The 16,697-nt window shown below is 50.8% G+C and carries 11 protein-coding genes and 1 tRNA gene; 3 read left to right on the top strand and 9 right to left on the bottom strand.

What is annotated here, in order from left to right; all coding sequences use genetic code 11:
- From B5F28_RS11915 to B5F28_RS11885, 7 genes are all read right to left on the bottom strand, one after another.
- A complete protein-coding gene (locus B5F28_RS11915; RefSeq protein ID WP_087296107.1) occupies nt 1–783 on the bottom strand; it encodes an ABC transporter ATP-binding protein in 783 nt (260 codons plus the stop codon).
- Nucleotides 773–1,783, bottom strand: coding sequence for a FecCD family ABC transporter permease (locus tag B5F28_RS11910; protein WP_087296106.1), 1,011 nt, complete (start codon nt 1,781–1,783; stop codon nt 773–775). Before B5F28_RS11910 ends, B5F28_RS11915 begins: the two co-directional genes overlap by 11 nt.
- Nucleotides 1,780–2,706: a heme ABC transporter substrate-binding protein IsdE gene (gene isdE, locus B5F28_RS11905; RefSeq protein ID WP_087296105.1), complete on the bottom strand. Its 927-nt coding sequence runs from the start codon at nt 2,704–2,706 to the stop codon at nt 1,780–1,782. The genes B5F28_RS11910 and isdE overlap by 4 nt, the downstream gene beginning before the upstream one ends.
- On the bottom strand, nt 2,696–3,565 hold the full coding sequence (locus B5F28_RS11900) for a heme-binding Shp domain-containing protein (protein ID WP_087296104.1): 870 nt from the start codon (nt 3,563–3,565) through the stop codon (nt 2,696–2,698). The genes isdE and B5F28_RS11900 overlap by 11 nt, the downstream gene beginning before the upstream one ends.
- The gene (locus B5F28_RS11895) at nt 3,562–6,729 is read right to left on the bottom strand and encodes an NEAT domain-containing protein (RefSeq protein ID WP_087296103.1); all 3,168 of its coding nucleotides are present in this window, start codon (nt 6,727–6,729) and stop codon (nt 3,562–3,564) included. The genes B5F28_RS11900 and B5F28_RS11895 overlap by 4 nt, the downstream gene beginning before the upstream one ends.
- Nucleotides 6,730–6,813: 84 nt before the next feature.
- Nucleotides 6,814–7,758: a hypothetical protein gene (locus tag B5F28_RS11890; RefSeq protein WP_087296102.1), complete on the bottom strand. Its 945-nt coding sequence runs from the start codon at nt 7,756–7,758 to the stop codon at nt 6,814–6,816.
- Nucleotides 7,759–7,830: 72 nt separating this feature from the next.
- Nucleotides 7,831–8,298 (bottom strand): hypothetical protein, encoded by a 468-nt coding sequence (locus tag B5F28_RS11885; protein WP_164474889.1) that lies wholly within the window; start codon nt 8,296–8,298, stop codon nt 7,831–7,833.
- Between the two features lie 537 nt (nt 8,299–8,835).
- Between B5F28_RS11885 and B5F28_RS11880 the strand changes: the two genes are divergently transcribed.
- From B5F28_RS11880 to B5F28_RS11870, 3 genes are read left to right on the top strand one after another with little or no spacing between them, the layout of a single operon-like run.
- Nucleotides 8,836–9,453, top strand: coding sequence for a TetR/AcrR family transcriptional regulator (locus B5F28_RS11880; RefSeq protein ID WP_087296101.1), 618 nt, complete (start codon nt 8,836–8,838; stop codon nt 9,451–9,453).
- Nucleotides 9,454–9,511: 58 nt separating this feature from the next.
- On the top strand, nt 9,512–11,305 hold the full coding sequence (locus tag B5F28_RS11875) for an ABC transporter ATP-binding protein (RefSeq protein WP_087296100.1): 1,794 nt from the start codon (nt 9,512–9,514) through the stop codon (nt 11,303–11,305).
- Between the two features lie 16 nt (nt 11,306–11,321).
- The gene (locus B5F28_RS11870) at nt 11,322–13,064 is read left to right on the top strand and encodes an ABC transporter ATP-binding protein (RefSeq protein ID WP_087296099.1); all 1,743 of its coding nucleotides are present in this window, start codon (nt 11,322–11,324) and stop codon (nt 13,062–13,064) included.
- Between the two features lie 416 nt (nt 13,065–13,480).
- Here B5F28_RS11870 and B5F28_RS11865 read toward each other — a convergent pair.
- Nucleotides 13,481–13,557, bottom strand: a tRNA-Pro gene (locus tag B5F28_RS11865).
- Nucleotides 13,558–13,773: 216 nt separating this feature from the next.
- Nucleotides 13,774–16,404 carry a bifunctional acetaldehyde-CoA/alcohol dehydrogenase gene (gene adhE / locus B5F28_RS11860; protein WP_206423084.1) on the bottom strand — a complete coding sequence of 877 codons (2,631 nt, stop codon included), beginning with the start codon at nt 16,402–16,404 and terminating at the stop codon, nt 13,774–13,776.
- Nucleotides 16,405–16,697: the final 293 nt, after the last annotated feature.

Below are 16,697 nucleotides of genomic sequence, written 5' to 3'. Positions count from 1 at the left end.
TCAGATCGTCAGAACAATCCGATGCTCCTGCGCTTCTACTGTTTCCAGTTCTACACCATAGACTCGTTTCAAAACCGGTTTAGATATCACATCTTCCGGAACTCCTTGCGCTACCAGATCTCCTTGTGGAGACAACGCCACAATTTCATCGCTGTAGTTGACGGCCTGATTGATATCATGCAGAACCATAATAATCGTCATTCCAAGTTTTTCATTCAACTGACGCACCAAGCGTAGAATTTGCAGTTGATAACGCACATCCAAAAAGGTGGTTGGTTCATCCAGAAACAGCACCTTGGTTCCCTGTGCAAGTGCCATGGCGATCCATACGCGCTGCCTTTGACCGCCAGACAATGCATACACCGTTTTTTTTCGAAGTGAGGTTATCCCTGTAATTTTCATCGCCCGTTCAATCATTTTCTCGTCATTTTCCCGTGATTCGGCTTTGCCTAAATAACTGAAGGGGATTCTCCCATAAGCCACCAGCTGCTCCACAAGGATATCTCCGGGTGCGGTATTGTTTTGGTGTACAATGGCAACTTTACGTGCAAACTGCTTCAGACCGATCTGGTCAAGTTGCTGCCCATTCAGAAAAATTTTTCCACCGGTTGCTTTCAGATTTTTCGTCAAAATCTGGAACAGCGTGGATTTTCCACAGCCATTTCCTCCCAATATTGTGGTAATTTTCCCCTGTGGCAGCGAGAGATTGAGATCCCGGAAAATCTGCTTATTCCCATAAGAAAAATTCAAATGTCTTATTTCAAAGCAATCATTATTTTCCATGAATCATACCACTCCTTTGCAGCAGAATTACGAATGCAATACCACCCGCCACCGACATAATGATGGATGCACTGATTTCATACGGATAAGCAATACTCCGCCCCAGTGTATCTGCCAGCAAAAAGCAAAATGCTCCCAGAAGCATTGTGAAGGGAATCAGTTTACGGTGATCGCTTCCCACAATGATTCGCCCAATATGCGGCGCAATCAGTCCCAGAAAGCTCACCGTTCCCACAATAGCTGTGCATCCGCTTACCAAAAACACTGCTATCAGACTCACCAACATCCGAACTTTGTCAACCTGTATTCCCAGACCTCGAACCGTCTTATCTTCCAATGCCAGTAGATTGCACCACCGGCTGCACACAATAGCCAGAATCAATCCCAGAAGGCTGAAAAAGGCCAGTATCCGAACATCCTGCCAGGTTTTCATGGTGATATTCCCATTGACAATAGAAGCTACCGTCGATGTGGTTCCACTGCTTGTTGCACCAAATGCAGCAGACAATCCCCCGAACAAAGACTGTACTGCAACGCCCAGCAAAATAATACGCAACGGAGAAAGACTGCCTGTCCACGCCAGGCGATATACGACAACGAAGGCAAGAATTCCTCCCAGAAAGCTGAATGCCGGCACAAAACTATAAAGTTGTGGAACCAAGGCTGTTGCCAAAACTGCCGCAAACTCTGCCCCGCTGGCAACACCCAAAATTCCCGGATCTGCCAAAGGGTTACGCAAAACGGCCTGAAACAGCGTTCCCGCTGCCGCCAGAGTAGCTCCTGCCATCAGTGAAATGAGGATGCGCGGAAATCTCAGATCATATACAGCTGCCACATCAGGGTCGTATTCCACAAACAGACCATTCCAAAGCTGTGCAATTCCCAGGTGAATGCTGCCTGTATTGACCGCTGCAAAAAACAGGAACAGCAGTGCTGTTGCCAGTACTCCAAAACTGACACAAAACATTCCGGCTGACCTGACTTTCACCGTATGTCTCATCCTGTTTCGCCTCCTTCTAACTGCTTTATATCCAAATCAGACTGATAAAAAAGCTGATCCAGGTGTTCAAGCGCTTGCGGATATTCAAATGTCGCACTCATGCCAAACAATCCGGATGGCAGATCATACACCTGCCCTTTTTCCACAGCGCGAAAATGCTGCCAGATATCATTTGTTGCAAATTCTTCCGCAAACATTTCCATAACAGATTCCGGCAGAGCATGTGCCGTACGCAGAATAATGTCTGGGTCCCGGGCTAACATATCCTCTGTATTCACATTGATAAACTCGGCATCTTCCCCCGCATACACATTGATACCGCCGGCCATTTGAACCAGACTACCTACATAAGAATTCTCCGTAGCTACCACATAGGACCCTGGTAGCCCCATCAAAATCAATATTCTGGGCGCACTTTTATCCTGATGTTCTGAGGAATACTCTGCATAGTATTCCTCAAACTCTTCAATCATCGCTGCCGCCTGCTCCTCACGATCCAGCAGCAACCCCAATTCCTCAATCGACTTATACATTCCAAATACGCTTTTGAGGTTCAGGAAGGCATATTGAAACCCTGCCGCTTCGTATTTCGGCTGAAGATCACTGATCAGACTGGACGGGCTAAGAACCCAGGAGGGGGAAAGCTGCTTAAGAATCTCCAGGTCCGGGCTCATTGGTGACCCCAGTTCTACCGCTTGTGCATATCTCTCCGGGATAGTTGTCAAACTTGTTGTGGGCACCCCAACAAGATCCAAATCAAGCCGCTCACATATCTCCATGCATGCCACACTTGTAGCAGCGATTCTACCGCTCGTTCTATCTGTATCTGCAGCTGAACCGCCGCTTTGATCCACGCAGGACGAAAAAAGGAGCGTCGTCATCAATGCTGCCATAACCGGCAAAAATTTTCGCTTATTCCTCATTGTTCCAATCATCCAATTCAATTACGGAATCAAAGTCATCCTCTGCGGAATGTTCTGCAAAGTTTTCCTCTGGGTCTACCGGCCTTTTTTTGTAATGCACCAGCATCCAATATACGGCCAGCAGCAAGCCGCCTGCGAGAAAAGCCGCAACGAACACCACTACAAATAGTGTGAACCAGGCGCTGGCATCCAGAGAAATTGTTGTTTTCGTATTGTCTGCCGCAGTTTCAGATTCTTCGCCTCCGGCTGCCAGTACTGCGCTGCCTCCTGTTGTCAGCCCCTGTACTTCCTCCAAAAGCTGACTTCCCCCTTCATTCACTTGCTGCGTATCTTCTTCGCTCATCGGAACAAATCCGCCGGTATTTCCTTCCTCCCAATCATCAACGGTGATGTAGAAAATAACACTGCGTCCCATTGCCTCCACATAGCACTCTGCCCGCAGAATCGCATCCCGGCCCGGAACTTTGACACGGTAGTCTGCTGTATCTTCTCCTTGCGCCGTACATACAGCTTCTCCATCCGTCCAGGTGGAATCTCCTGGGGATTGAACCTGAATGTTTACAGAGGAGATATTACTCATCAGTCCAAATCGAAGGGATATATACTGATTCCCCGACTCATCTGTTTCCAGCATTGCCTGAGAAGTTACCACGCTCCCTACCATTGATTGCCCCAGCGCCTCGCTGGCTTCTCCCCCCGAATCCTCAATGACTCCTGTTTCGGGGTGGCGATAGCTGCCATGTGCTGTACCACTTTCAAAGGTCAGGCTGTCTGCCCAGGCTCGTACCGAAAATGTCACGAGCAGGCAGATCAGCAAGGCAATTCCAACAATACTTTTCGCCTGTTTGCTCAGTTTCATTTCATTCTCCTCTTATACCATACATATCCGGCTGCGCACCCGGCACCACAAAGAACGATCACCATACAAATCGCAGCCGGTATTGCAGCACTGCTGTGGAAAAGAATTTCGGATATCTCCTTTGCTGCATTGCCCACTGCAGAAATTGCTCCACCTGCTTCGTTTTCATCCAAATTTGCACCAGAATTGCTGTTGCTGCTTTCAACATATTCATCGGCCGGTTTCATTGACTCGAAATCCAGCAGAAGACGCGCTTTTACCTCTATGCTCATTGCATTGATGTACATTGTCATCAGCATAGGTGATTCCAGCGTATTGTTGTCAAATGCAAATGCAAAACTATCATAGTCGATGCCATCTTTGGTCAGTGCATTTTCTTTCTTCGTGGCTTGAATCCCATTATATTTTATATATTTGGGTCCGCCCCCTTCGATTCCAGCAACAGTATGTTGGATATAAATCGTCAGTGTGGCCTTTCCGTCTGTAACCACGATATCCGCATCAGGCAGCATATAATCCGCCATCATGCTGGCTTCGTCGCTGGCTTCTTTAACGGCCGTAACTGGAAGACGATATTCTCCATCCTCCAACTGTTCACTGGTGATCGCCTGCGTCGAGAAACTTCCGTTGCCTGCCTCAATCGTTCCACTGGTTGCACTCGGCGTCGGGGTAGGTGTTGCAGATACCTGTGCCGAGGTAGTGCTTCCCGAAGCGAAGTCCGACAGTACCACATAGAAGGTCTGTGTGCTCTTCATTACCGCATTTACATATGCCTGACACTTCAGTGTTTGATTTGAAGAGTTGGTTATCGCCTGTGTGGGCACAGTGACTGTTATGATCGTGGTAGGATAATTTCCGGCGCTGCTGATAAACGCGCTGTTCGCATCAAAATGGTAATACGGATCGCTGGTGGTATCCAGTGTCGCGGAATACTGTTTCCCCGCGTTATCAATAAATACAACATCCCTCAGCGGAGTACCTTCCGATGCATAATTGGGAATCGGATCGATTACATACAGCTTTAATTTTGCAGTATCGCCATCCACCGCTATGTCAGCGTAATTATAGAACAGCGGATCACACATGCTTTCACTGGAGAAATTGGTGCCATTACGCATAGAAGCTTTCGCTGTATAATTGCCATTCTCCAATGTACCATTTGGCACCGGTGTGGTGGTGGGTGCCGGGCTGGCAGTGGGAAGCGGACTGGCAGTAGGTGTTGGAGTGGTAGTGGGAGTCGGTGTTTGCTCAGAGTCAGTGCTTCCCGATGTAAAGTCAGACAACACCACATAGAAGGTCTGCGTAGTATTCATCACTGCATCTACATAAGCCTGGCATTTCAACGTCTGATTTTCAGATTCGCTCACCGCCTGTGTGGGTACATTAACCGTTATGATCGTAGTGGGGTAATTTCCGGCGCTGCTGATAAACGCGCTGTTCGCATCAAAATGGTAATATGGATCGCTGGTGGTATCCAGTGTCGCGGAATACTGTTTCCCCGCGTTATCAATAAATACAACATCCTTCAACGGAGTGCCTTCCGATGCGTAATTGGGAATCGGATCGATTACATACAGCTTTAATTTTGCAGTATCGCCATCTACCGCTATATCAGCATAGCTATAGAACAACGGATCACACATGCTTTCACTGGAGAAATTAGTGCCATTGCGCATCGACACCTTGGCCGTATAATTTCCATCCGACAGCATACCTCCTGGTGTAGCAGTAGGCTTAACAGTAGGTACTGGGGTGGCGGTAGGTGCAGTCGTCGGTTTAGGTGTCGCCGTAGGAGCCACAGTAGGTATGGGGGTGGGTGTCACTGTTGTCCCTTCCGTTTTCTTAAACATCCAGGTCGAGAATTTGTTGGTATAGATGTAAACCGCGTCGTTTTCTCGATCCAGATAGTATGTTCCATCCCTGAAATCCGTAACCGGCCGACCGTTTTCTGTGATTTCTTCAAACTCTGTTACCACATCATTATGCAATCGCCAAACCTGTAACTCCCCGTCTGCTTCCAACGGATAATCTAGTTTTACTTCCAGTACAATGTCTTCCTCGCTATTATCGCCATATTCAAACCTGTTCCAGTTGTCCTCCAACTGGGTGCCATCCTTGCTGTACTTCTTATATTGTAACGACAAGTCCAGAAAATCTGCTCCGCCTGCATCAACTCCGGCCCGTTCAGCCAGTTCCTGTGCTTCTTCCGAATCACTTGCCAGCTCTGATGCAGAAAACGCATAATGCTTTCCTGTATTTTGAGCCTCCTCTTGCTTATGAGCCAGCTGATCCAATCCGTAAATTGTCGCACCGGTCACGGTATCACCGGAAACAATGCCAATTTCCTGACTTGTATTGTATTCCTGCTCATTCCCCTGATACTCGATTACAAAGTTCAAGGTACCAGTATAATTTCCCTCCTGTGCTGCGGCCACATCTTCCGCCATCACGGAGATTCTGCCAGTGGATTGCTGACTGTATTCCGTCAGACGAGCCCACTGCAAGGAGTTGTAGCTGTTCAATTTCTGCCCTTGCTCTGTCGCAAGCACTGCAGTTGCAGCTGCTGTTACCCGGATGCTGCCTCCTTGCAAATCTTTCCCTCCACTTAGGGATACTGTATAATCCACAGCGGTATTGTGTACCGGACTCAGTTCCCCTAAGGTAGTAGCCGCCGGAATCGTCACGCTATAATCAGAGGTCTTCGGCGCAACCACGGCATTCAAATCCGTACCTTCCATCACAATTTCCCACTGCTCTTCCGCTGCATTGGGACTAATCGAGTCACTATCATCCGGATTAAATTCTTTTGCGACAGGTTCTTCCGTTTGTATCGGAGCCCCACCCTGCTCTTGCGGATTTTGTTTTTCAGATGCAGACGGCACAGATACTTCTTGCTTGGCCAGGTCCTCAGCACCCTGTTGTTCGTTCGAATCGGTCGGCTCCGGTACAACCGTTTGCTGCAAAGAATCCCTTTCATCGCTTTGCGCCGTTTTCACCGTTTCGGATGATGACCGCTGAGATTCCAAAGACTCATCTTCTTCCATTATCAAGGCTTCGCCACCGGAAACAGGCAGGTCCTGTTCCGCAGCAAAGGTCGGCAAAGCGTTTCCCCACGCGATCAGCCCCGCCAACATGATTGCTGTTATACGATGTAGCAATTTCATAAGCATCCTCGCCATCTTCACAATAAAAGTGGTGGATACCCGCCGACTGTGCAGCGGGTATCCACAGGTCATTAAACTGTTATATTATGCGGCAGCATAGTAATTAATGGTAAAGTTTGCGGTACCGGTATAATTGCCTGCCGCCGCACTCGCAACATCTGCAGCCTTCACGGTGATCTGACCGGTCAGAGTGCTCTCGGCAGAAGCCTGCTGCGTACCGAAGCTGTTGGTATAGGAAAGAGTATTACCCTCACTGGACAGTTTACCTTCAGCCTCCGCGGAAACCTCGATATAACTGCCCTCGGTCAGATTGTTTGCGGAAACCTGTACGGAGATATCCTTCACAGTATCCTGCTCAGTGCTCAGTTCGCCCAGTGCAACACTGGCAGGCACGGTGACGCTGTAGGTGGGCTGTGCCGCAACCTGTGCGGTGATTTCCATGCTCTGAGTACTGGTTTCAGTTGCATCAGACCCAGAAGAGGCGGCCTGAAGGTTAGTGATTTTAACCACGAAATTCTGAGTAGTATTCATGACTACATTCACGAACGCACTGCAGTCGAGCCCTTCTTCAAAGCTGTCCACAGCGGAGCGAGGGAGGGTAAATTTCACCGCCTGGGTAGACAACTCATCACCCGCATTGATCCCGAACAAAGCGCCAGTGGTATCGAATGTTTTCACCGCTTTTGTAGTGATGTCAGATTCGCCGTTATAGGTATCTTCTCCAATGGTGATCGTCACATCTTTAATCGTTCCGTCAGTGCCCTGATCCGAGAAAGCAGGAACCGGATACGCCACATAAACAGTCAGCTCCGCATTGGCATCCGTGAGCACAACATCCGCTTCATGCGCAAAAATAGGATCGCACATGCTATAGTTGGCAGGATTTGAGGCATTGTGGAAATGTACTGTGCCCTTGTAATCCCCATTTGCAAGGCCGGCATCGGCTGCAAATGCACTGATGCTGCTCATGCTGGCCAACATACCGATAGCCAGCACGGAACTAGCCAGGCGTTTGAAGTTAAATTTCATTGTGTCTACACTCCTTTTGATTTGATGGTGGATTTGCGTTTATGATTCAGCGCATTCGCGCAAAACCCATATTCATGTTACCTTCAGAATACAGTTGACCGTTGCCCCATTTCGAGGGGAATAGGTCTCATCCATGGAAAAGGTATCGTACTGTATCGTCAGCTCATACTCACCTGCTTCCAAAGCTCTATCCAGCGTAATGTCATACAAATGATCCCCCGGACGTATGAGCTTGGACTGATAGATTTGCTCTTCTCCGATTAAAAATGTGATCTGGAAATACACTTCGTTTTCTTCCGGGTTAGTCAGTTCTATTTGAACATTCCTTGTATCGGCCGGAATTGAAATTGTAGAGTACCCCGGAATTTCAATCCCTTTTTCAGTGCTTTCCTCGGTTGTTTGCCAGCTCTGCGCCTGTTCAAATTCCGGCACAAAACTTGTAACCTCTTTGGGTCTGGTGTTTTGGTATATTGCTGCAGCTGCCAAAATCACCGCAACACCAATAAGCACAATGACTTTTGCTCTACATTTTATCCACATATATATTTCCTCTTTTCAGTTAGTATTAGCTAACTATGTGTTCAAAATAAACCGCCCCTTTTGCAGACGGTTTCACTGTACGTATACATTTTTTCAATAGTTAGTTTAAGCTAACTATCATCTGAAAAAGAAGCGGCTCACGCCGTTTTCTCAATCATCCTGTTATTTGACTAAAGAATAACACCGTTATTTGCCCATGTCAACACTCTGTCGCTTTTATTATCATAAAGCGATATAATACCACAATATTAAAAAATTTTGTTTCTCTTTAAAATACAGTCCAATTTACACAACTACCAAATTATTCCATCACACTTATGTCGATAGTGACAAGTACCATGCCATACAATCGTATCAAAATCGGCTCTCTGGAAAAGCAAAATTCATTTCGTTACTTCATCAATATCTCCAACTGTTCACCTGAATCTAAAAGAAATATTTCCATAGCACTTGCAGAATGTTTTCGGTCGTCTTGACAGCATATTAAAAGAGATGTATTATAGCAGTGTTACATAACGGTGTTATAAGGAGAATATTATGGAAGAAAAATCAACTGCCACTCTTGAGAGCATCCAGGAGGCTGCTATGCAAGAATTTCTAGAAAAAGGCTTTCAAGGTGCCTCCCTGCGCCAGATTGTGAAAAACGCCGGTGTAACCACTGGTGCTTTCTATGGATATTTCTCCAGCAAAGAAGCTCTTTTCAACGCCCTTGTAGAGCCCCACGCCGTTGCCCTTATGGGAAAGTTTATGGAAGCCCAGTCCTCTTTTGCCGAGTTGCCTGAAGAAGAACAGGCTACTTGCATGGGGAATGCGTCTGGAGCCTGTGTAAGGTGGATGGTGGATTATATCTGTCAGCATCGGGAACCGGTTAAACTGCTGCTCTGCAGATCAGAGGGAACCAGTTATGAACACTTTGTCCACAACATGGTAGAAGTGGAGGTGGAGTATACGCTCCGCTACATGGATGTTCTCCGACGTTTGGGGCAAACTCTTCCGGAACTGAGTCAGTCTCTCTGCCATATCATCGCCAGCGGAATGTTCAATGGACTTTTTGAGATCGTCGTACATGATATGCCGAAAGAACAGGCTCTGCGGGATGTAGAACAGTTCCGCACTTTCTACACGGGTGGATGGCTGAAATTGATGGGGGGATGACCCCTATCTTTTTTGAATATTAGTTAGTTATTGCTAACTTGCAGAAGGAGGTTTTTTCATGAAGCAGAAGAAAAAGAGTGATGTTGCGGTCCTGCTGGACTACGCAGGCAGTCACAAGGGGCTGACCTTCCTGGGGCTGACCCTGTCGGCGGTGTCCATGCTGTTGAGCATGGCACCCTACATCTGCATCTGGCTGGTGGCTCGGGATCTGATCGCCGTAGCGCCGGACTGGACCCGGGCGCAGGACATCGCACAATACGGCTGGCTGGCGTTTGCCTTTGCGGTGGCCGGCATCGTCCTGTACTTTGCAGGATTGATGTGTACCCATCTGGCGGCCTTCCGCACAGCAGCCAACATCCGCAAGCGAGGTGTTGCCCATGTGATGAAAGCCCCGCTGGGCTTCTTCGACTCCAATGCCTCCGGCCTCATCCGGGGACGGCTGGATGCGGCGGCGGCCGATACGGAGACCTTGCTTGCCCACAATCTGGCGGACATCGTAGGCACCATCACCCTGTTCGTGTCCATGCTGGTGCTGATGTTCGCCTTTGATTGGCGGATGGGCGCGGCCTGCCTGCTGGCGGCGGTGATTTCCATGATTGCCATGTTCTCCATGATGGGCGGCAAAAACGCCAAACTGATGGCAGAGTATCAGGCAGCCCAGGATCGCATGACCAAGGCAGGCACCGAGTATGTCCGGGGCATTCCGGTGGTCAAGATTTTCCAGCAGACCGTTTATTCCTTCAAAGCCTTTCAGGAGGCCATTGAGGATTACAGTTCCAAAGCGGAGCACTATCAGGGCGATGTGTGCCGTGTGCCCCAGTCCATCAATCTGACCTTTACCGAGGGCGCTTTTGTGTTCCTGGTGCCTGCGGCTCTTTTCCTGGCTCCCGGAGCTCTGGCCGGCGGTGACTTTGCGGGATTTATTGCAAACTTCGCCTTTTACGCAGTGTTCTCCGCCATCATTTCCACCGCGCTTGCCAAAATCATGTTTGCCGCATCCGGTATGATGCTGGCCAGTACTGCGCTGGGGCGCATTGACCAGGTCATGTGTGCCCCTGAACTGAAAGCACCCGAACACCCCCAAGCCCCTAAGAACAGCCGTGTGGAATTCGAAGATGTGAACTTTATTTATGATGGATCGCAAACCCCTGCCCTTTCCCATGTGTCCTTCACTGCGGAGCCGGGGCAGACCATAGCCCTGGTAGGCCCCTCTGGCGGCGGCAAAACCACCGCCGCCAGCCTGATTCCCCGCTTCTGGGATGCCACCTCCGGCGTGGTGAAGGTGGGCGACGTGGATGTGCGGCTGATCGACCCCCATGTGCTCATGGATCAGATTGCCTTTGTGTTCCAGAACAGCCGCCTATTCAAAGCCTCCATTTTGGAGAATGTCCGGGCTGCCCGTCCCAACGCCACCCGGGAGCAGGTGCTCTCGGCGTTGAAGGCCGCCCAGTGTGAGGACATTCTGGAGAAACTGCCCCAAGGCATGGACACCCTGATCGGCTCCGAGGGGACTTATCTTTCCGGCGGCGAGCAGCAGCGCATCGCCCTGGCCCGGGCCATCCTGAAGGATGCACCCATCGTGGTTCTCGATGAAGCCACCGCCTTTGCTGACCCTGAGAACGAGGCGTTAATCCAAAAGGCGTTTACCGAGTTGACCCGTGGCCGCACCGTTATCATGATTGCCCACCGTCTGTCTACTGTGGTCGGTGCGGACAAGATTCTGGTGCTGGAGGAGGGACGCATCGTGGAGCAGGGCTCCCATCAGGAGCTGACTGCCGCCGGCGGCCTCTATGCTCGGATGTGGGCGGATTACAACCAGGCGGTCCAGTGGAAAATCACCAGCGAACAGTGAGAGAGGGGTGAAGAATATGTTCAGCAAAAAGGTTCAGAGGAAATACGCCCTCACCGACCAGGGCGTAAAAAATGTCAAAAAGGGCGCATTCTGGACGGTCATCGTCAACCTTGTCGTCATGGGCGGCATGAGCATCCTGTATCTGCTGATGTACGGCCTGATGGGAACCTTCACAGACGACCAGCCGCTGCCCAACGCAGCCCTCCCGCTCGGGCTGGTGGCTGTGTTCCTGATTCTTTCCTTTGTGACTCATCTGCAGCAATATTATGCCACCTATGGACTGGTCTACAACGAGGTAAAATCCACCCGTCTCAGTCTGGCAGAAAGACTGCGCAAACTGCCTTTAGGTTACTTCGGCAAGCGTGATCTCGCAGATCTGACCGAAACCATTATGGGCGATGTAAACCGCATGGAGCATGTCTGGTCTCATGTGCTGAGCTATCTGTACGGTGCTTATATCTCCACTGCGATTATCGCGGTGTGCCTGCTGGTGTATGACTGGCGGCTGGCCATCGCCTGCCTATGGGGTGTACCGGTGGCTTTCGGCCTGTTGTTCGGTACTCGGAGGATTTCCGCCCGGAACTCCGAACGAACGAAAAAAGCTGCGATTCGTGTCTCCGACGGAATTCAGGAAGCTCTGGAAAATGTCCGCGAGATCCGTGCCACCAATCAGGAGGAGCGCTACCTTGATGGACTCAATACGAAGATTGACGCCCATGAGAAGGTCACCATCCAGGGTGAGCTGGGTACCGGCATCTTTGTCAATGCGGCCAGCGTTATCATGCGTTTGGGGGTAGCCACCACAATCCTGGTGGGAGCTGATTTGATTCTCTCCGGGCAGATTGACTTTATGCTGCTGTTTTTGTTTCTTCTGACTATCACCCGCGTGTATGCACCTTTTGACCAGAGCCTGGCTCTGATCGCTGAGATGTTTGTATCTCAAATATCCGCCGACCGCATGAACGAGATCCACGACATCCCAACAGCTGATGGTACAGTGGTATTTCAGCCCAAGGGCCACGATATTGAGTTCGACCACGTGGGCTTTGCCTATGACAAGAAAAAAGTGCTGGATGGGGTGAGCTTTACCGCTCGAGAAGGCGAAGTGACTGCCTTGGTAGGTCCCTCCGGATCCGGCAAAAGTACCTGTGCGCGACTGGCTGCCCGGCTGTGGGATACAACAGAGGGAACCATCAAGGTAGGCGGCGTGGACATTTCTACGGTGGATCCAGAAGCATTGCTGACCGATTACTCTATGGTGTTCCAGGACGTGGTGCTCTTTGACGACACAGTGATGGAAAACATTCGTTTGGGCAAGCGAGGTGCCTCCGATGAAGAAGTACGAGCCGCAGCAGCAGCAGCAAACTGTGAAGAATTCATCTGTCGCCTGCCCCAGGGGTATGATACTCCCATCGGGGAAAATGGTACAAAACTCTCTGGCGGAGAGCGGCAGCGCATCTCCATTGCCCGAGCTCTTTTGAAGAATGCCCCCATCGTCCTGCTGGATGAGGCTACCGCCAGCCTGGATGTAGAAAACGAGACAAAGGTGCAGAGTGCACTCTCCCGCCTTTTGGCAGGCAAAACCGTTTTGGTTATTGCTCACCGAATGCGAACTGTGGCAGGAGCCGATCACATTGTAGTTCTGGAAAATGGCCACGTAGCTGAGCAAGGCACACCTGCAGAACTGCTAAAGCACGGAGGACTCTACCGTCGTATGGTGGAACTTCAAAACGAGAGTGCCCATTGGCAACTGAGCTAATTATTTCGTCTATTCAAGTACAGTCAGCCTTTTCTTTGGCAACATATCATCCTCTGACCGTTTTACCGTGGTTTTGGTTGAGGATATCATCCTGTGACAATTCGATACCGACCATCTCTGCAATAAATACAGAGGAGAACACCTGTGGCTTTCCCCTTGCTCGGGAGTGCCGAGATATTCAATCTCCATTTGCAAAAAACAGGCGATGCGGCGCATTTTATGGCCTTTTGATAACAAAACCGGCACAGACCGCACGACGCAATGAATCCATTCATTATTGATTCATTATGCCCCCCCAAACAGGGACAAAACGACCAGGAAAAGAAAGGTTTTGCGGGCGGTTCCGAGGTTCGGAACCGCCCGCAAAACCGCATTACAGCAACAAAAAAAGCCACCAGCCTTTCGGCTGATGGCTTTGGTCCGAGTGGCGAGAGTCGAACTCACGGCCTCTTGAACCCCATTCAAGCGCGCTACCAAACTGCGCTACACCCGGACGTCTGGCCCGGTGTTCTCACCGGCGACATTATTTATTATAGCGCATCGCTCGACAGATGTCAACTCTTTTTTCAAAGATTTTTTAAAAATTTTTAACGCGTTCGATTTATTCTCTTTTCTCCCCTGTTGTGGGCTTTGATCCAAAATACGCTCTGACGGAACATACAAAAAGAGGCAGCCTTGCGGCTGCCTCTTTTTGTGTTTATGCGATCGATTAGTTGCCGTAGTAAGCCTTCAGGTACAGCTCCTTGATCTCGCTGACCAGGGGGTACACCGGGTTGGCGGTGGTGCACTGGTCCTCGAAGGCCTTGTAGGACAGCTCGTCCACCTTGGCCAGGAACTCTTCCTCAGAGATGCCGCAATCGCGGATGGTCATGGGACGATCGGTAGCCTTCATCAGGTTGCGAACGGCCTCGATCAGGCTGTTCACAGCGGTCTGAGTCTCGGTGCCTACGTTGCACAGGCCGCAGCGCCAAGCCAGCTTAGCGTAACGCTCGTCGGCGATGTACTCCTTGTACTTGGGGAACGCAGCGAACTTGCTGGGACGGGTCGCATTGTAAGCGATCACGTAGGGCAGCAGGATGGCGTTGGCACGACCATGGGGGATGTGGAACTCACCGCCCAGCTTATGAGCCATGGAGTGGTTCAGGCCCAGGAAGGCGTTGGTGAAGGCCATACCGGCGATGCAGGAAGCGTTGTGCATCTTCTCGCGGGCCAGGTTGTCACCGTTGTAGGAAGCCTTCAGGTAGTGGAATACCATCTCGGTGGCCTGCAGAGCCAGACCATCGGTGTAGTCGCTGGCCATAACGGAAACGTAAGCCTCGATGGCGTGGGTCAGAACGTCCAGACCTGTGTCGGCAACGATGCTCTTGGGCATGCTGCGGGTGAACTGAGGATCGATGATGGCCACGTCGGGAGTCAGAGCGTAGTCGGCCAGAGGATACTTGATGTTACCGTTCTTCTTATCGGTGATAACGGAGAAGCTGGTAACCTCAGAACCGGTACCGGAAGTGGTGGGGATAGCGACCAGCTTGGTCTTGGCGCCCAGCTTGGGGAACTTGAAAGCGCGCTTACGGATATCCAGGAAGCGCTGACGCAGACCGTCGAAGCTGGTTTCGGGATGCTCGTAGAACAGCCACATGCCCTTGGCAGCGTCGATGGCGCTACCGCCGCCGATGGCGATGATCACGTCGGGGTTAAAGGCGCGCATGGCGTCCACACCACGCATGATGCACTCTACGCTGGGATCGCTCTCAACGTCGGAGTAGATCTCGCTGTGGCAGTACTGCTCACGCTTACGCAGGTAATGCAGGATCTTGTCCACATTGCCCAGCTGAACCATCACGGGGTCGGTTACGATGAAGGCGCGGCTGATGCCCTCCATCTTCTCCAGGTACTGGATGGAATCTTCCTCGAAATAGATCTTCGGGGGAACCTTGAACCACTGCATATTAACTCTCCGTTTCGCGATGCGCTTTTTGTTGACCAGGTTGACGGTGGTAACGTTCTGGCTCACGGAGTTCTTACCGTAGCTGCCGCAGCCCAGGGTCAGAGAAGGAGTATTGGTGTTGTAGATATCACCGATAGCACCCTGAGAAGAGGGGCTGTTCACGATGATACGACCAACGCGCATTGCAATGCCGTAATCATCGGCAACCTTCATGTCGCCGGTGTGGATAACAGCAGAGTGGCCCAGACCGCCCAGCTCCAGCATCTTGTTGGCGTAGGCGAAGCCCTGCTCGTTGTCCTTGGCTACGAAGTAGGCCAGAACGGGGCTCAGCTTCTCCTTGCTCAGGGGGTACTGCTCAGAGGGTTCGGGCAGAGGAGCGATCAGGATCTTGGTCTTCTCGGGAACCTTCAGACCAGCCTGCTCGGCGATCCAGTTGGCAGACTTACCAACAACGGGAGCGAACACGCCCTTGTTGGGGTCGGGGAACATGTACTTGGTCAGCTTCTCAACTTCTTCGGGGTTCAGGAAGTAGCAGTTGTTCTTCTTCATGTACTCCTCGAAGTCCTTGGTCAGCTCCTTGGCAACGATAACAGCCTGCTCGGAAGCACAGATCATGCCGTTGTCGAAGGTCTTGGACATCATCAGGTCGGTGCAGGCGCGATGCAGGTCTGCAGTCTTCTCAATGAAGCAGGGCACGTTGCCGGCGCCAACGCCCAGAGCGGGCTTGCCGCAGGAGTAAGCAGCCTTAACCATGCCAGGGCCACCGGTGGCCAGGATGGTGGCAACACCGGGATGATTCATCAGAGCGCCGGTAGCCTCAATGCTGGGCTTGTCGATCCACTGGATGCAGTTCTCGGGGGCGCCGGCCTTAACGGCAGCTTCGTAAACGATGCGGGCGGCCTCGGCGCTGCACTTCTGAGCGGAGGGATGGAAGCCGAAGATAATGGGGTTGCGGGTCTTAACCGCGATCAGACATTTGAACAGGGTGGTGGAGGTGGGGTTGGTGGTAGGAGTGACACCGCAGATTACGCCCACGGGCTCAGCAACTTCTACGTAGCCCTCCATGTCGTTCTCTTCCAGGATGCCAGCGGTCTTTTCCTTCTTGATGTTGTGCCAGATGTACTCGGTGGCAAACATGTTCTTGATAACTTTATCTTCATACACGCCGCGGCCGGTCTCTTCCACAGCCATGCGTGCCAGTTCCTGGTGCTTGTCCAGGCCAGCCAGAGCCATCTCATGAACGATGTGGTCGATGGTCTCCTGATCGTAGCTCAAAAACTCCTGAAGAGCCTTCTGGGCCTTTTCAACCAGGCCGTCGATCATTACCTGAACTTCGGACTTGCCGTTCTCTACAGTTTCAACGGTTTCAACCTTAGCTTTCTTCTGTTCTGCCATTGGTTCTGCCATCCTTTCAAACGATTGATTCAAAACAACCGGGGCTGCAGTTTCCTGTTCCGCCCCACTGACAACATGATATCATATTGTTAATTGAATAACAATGCGCCAGTTCTCCAAACATTGTTAGATGGATAACAATGTTTTGGTCAAACTATACAACACCTCTTTCCCGGGATGCTTTTCTGCTCCTGCCCATACAGTTTTTCTTTTCCCCACTCCTATTACAATAAATTTGGACAGGAAAGCCGTGCAGCCAGTCCGGCTTTCCTTCCATCTCGTGCCTAAGCTAC

It is taken from the genome of Gemmiger sp. An194 (assembly GCF_002160145.1).
In the GTDB taxonomy this organism is placed as follows: domain Bacteria; phylum Bacillota; class Clostridia; order Oscillospirales; family Ruminococcaceae; genus Allofournierella.
Note: the sequence above shows the minus strand (reverse complement) of the source record. Positions and strands in the feature narration are given on the sequence as shown.

Coding starts and splice junctions, on each gene's coding strand:
- B5F28_RS11910 (WP_087296106.1), bottom strand. CDS start 1,783: ATGAGACATACGGTGAAAGTCAGGTCAGCCGGAATGTTTTGTGTCAGT.
- B5F28_RS11895 (WP_087296103.1), bottom strand. CDS start 6,729: ATGAAATTGCTACATCGTATAACAGCAATCATGTTGGCGGGGCTGATC.
- B5F28_RS11870 (WP_087296099.1), top strand. CDS start 11,322: ATGTTCAGCAAAAAGGTTCAGAGGAAATACGCCCTCACCGACCAGGGC.
- B5F28_RS11900 (WP_087296104.1), bottom strand. CDS start 3,565: ATGAAACTGAGCAAACAGGCGAAAAGTATTGTTGGAATTGCCTTGCTG.
- isdE (WP_087296105.1), bottom strand. CDS start 2,706: ATGAGGAATAAGCGAAAATTTTTGCCGGTTATGGCAGCATTGATGACG.
- adhE (WP_206423084.1), bottom strand. CDS start 16,404: ATGGCAGAACAGAAGAAAGCTAAGGTTGAAACCGTTGAAACTGTAGAG.
- B5F28_RS11885 (WP_164474889.1), bottom strand. CDS start 8,298: ATGTGGATAAAATGTAGAGCAAAAGTCATTGTGCTTATTGGTGTTGCG.
- B5F28_RS11915 (WP_087296107.1), bottom strand. CDS start 783: ATGGAAAATAATGATTGCTTTGAAATAAGACATTTGAATTTTTCTTAT.
- B5F28_RS11880 (WP_087296101.1), top strand. CDS start 8,836: ATGGAAGAAAAATCAACTGCCACTCTTGAGAGCATCCAGGAGGCTGCT.
- B5F28_RS11890 (WP_087296102.1), bottom strand. CDS start 7,758: ATGAAATTTAACTTCAAACGCCTGGCTAGTTCCGTGCTGGCTATCGGT.
- B5F28_RS11875 (WP_087296100.1), top strand. CDS start 9,512: ATGAAGCAGAAGAAAAAGAGTGATGTTGCGGTCCTGCTGGACTACGCA.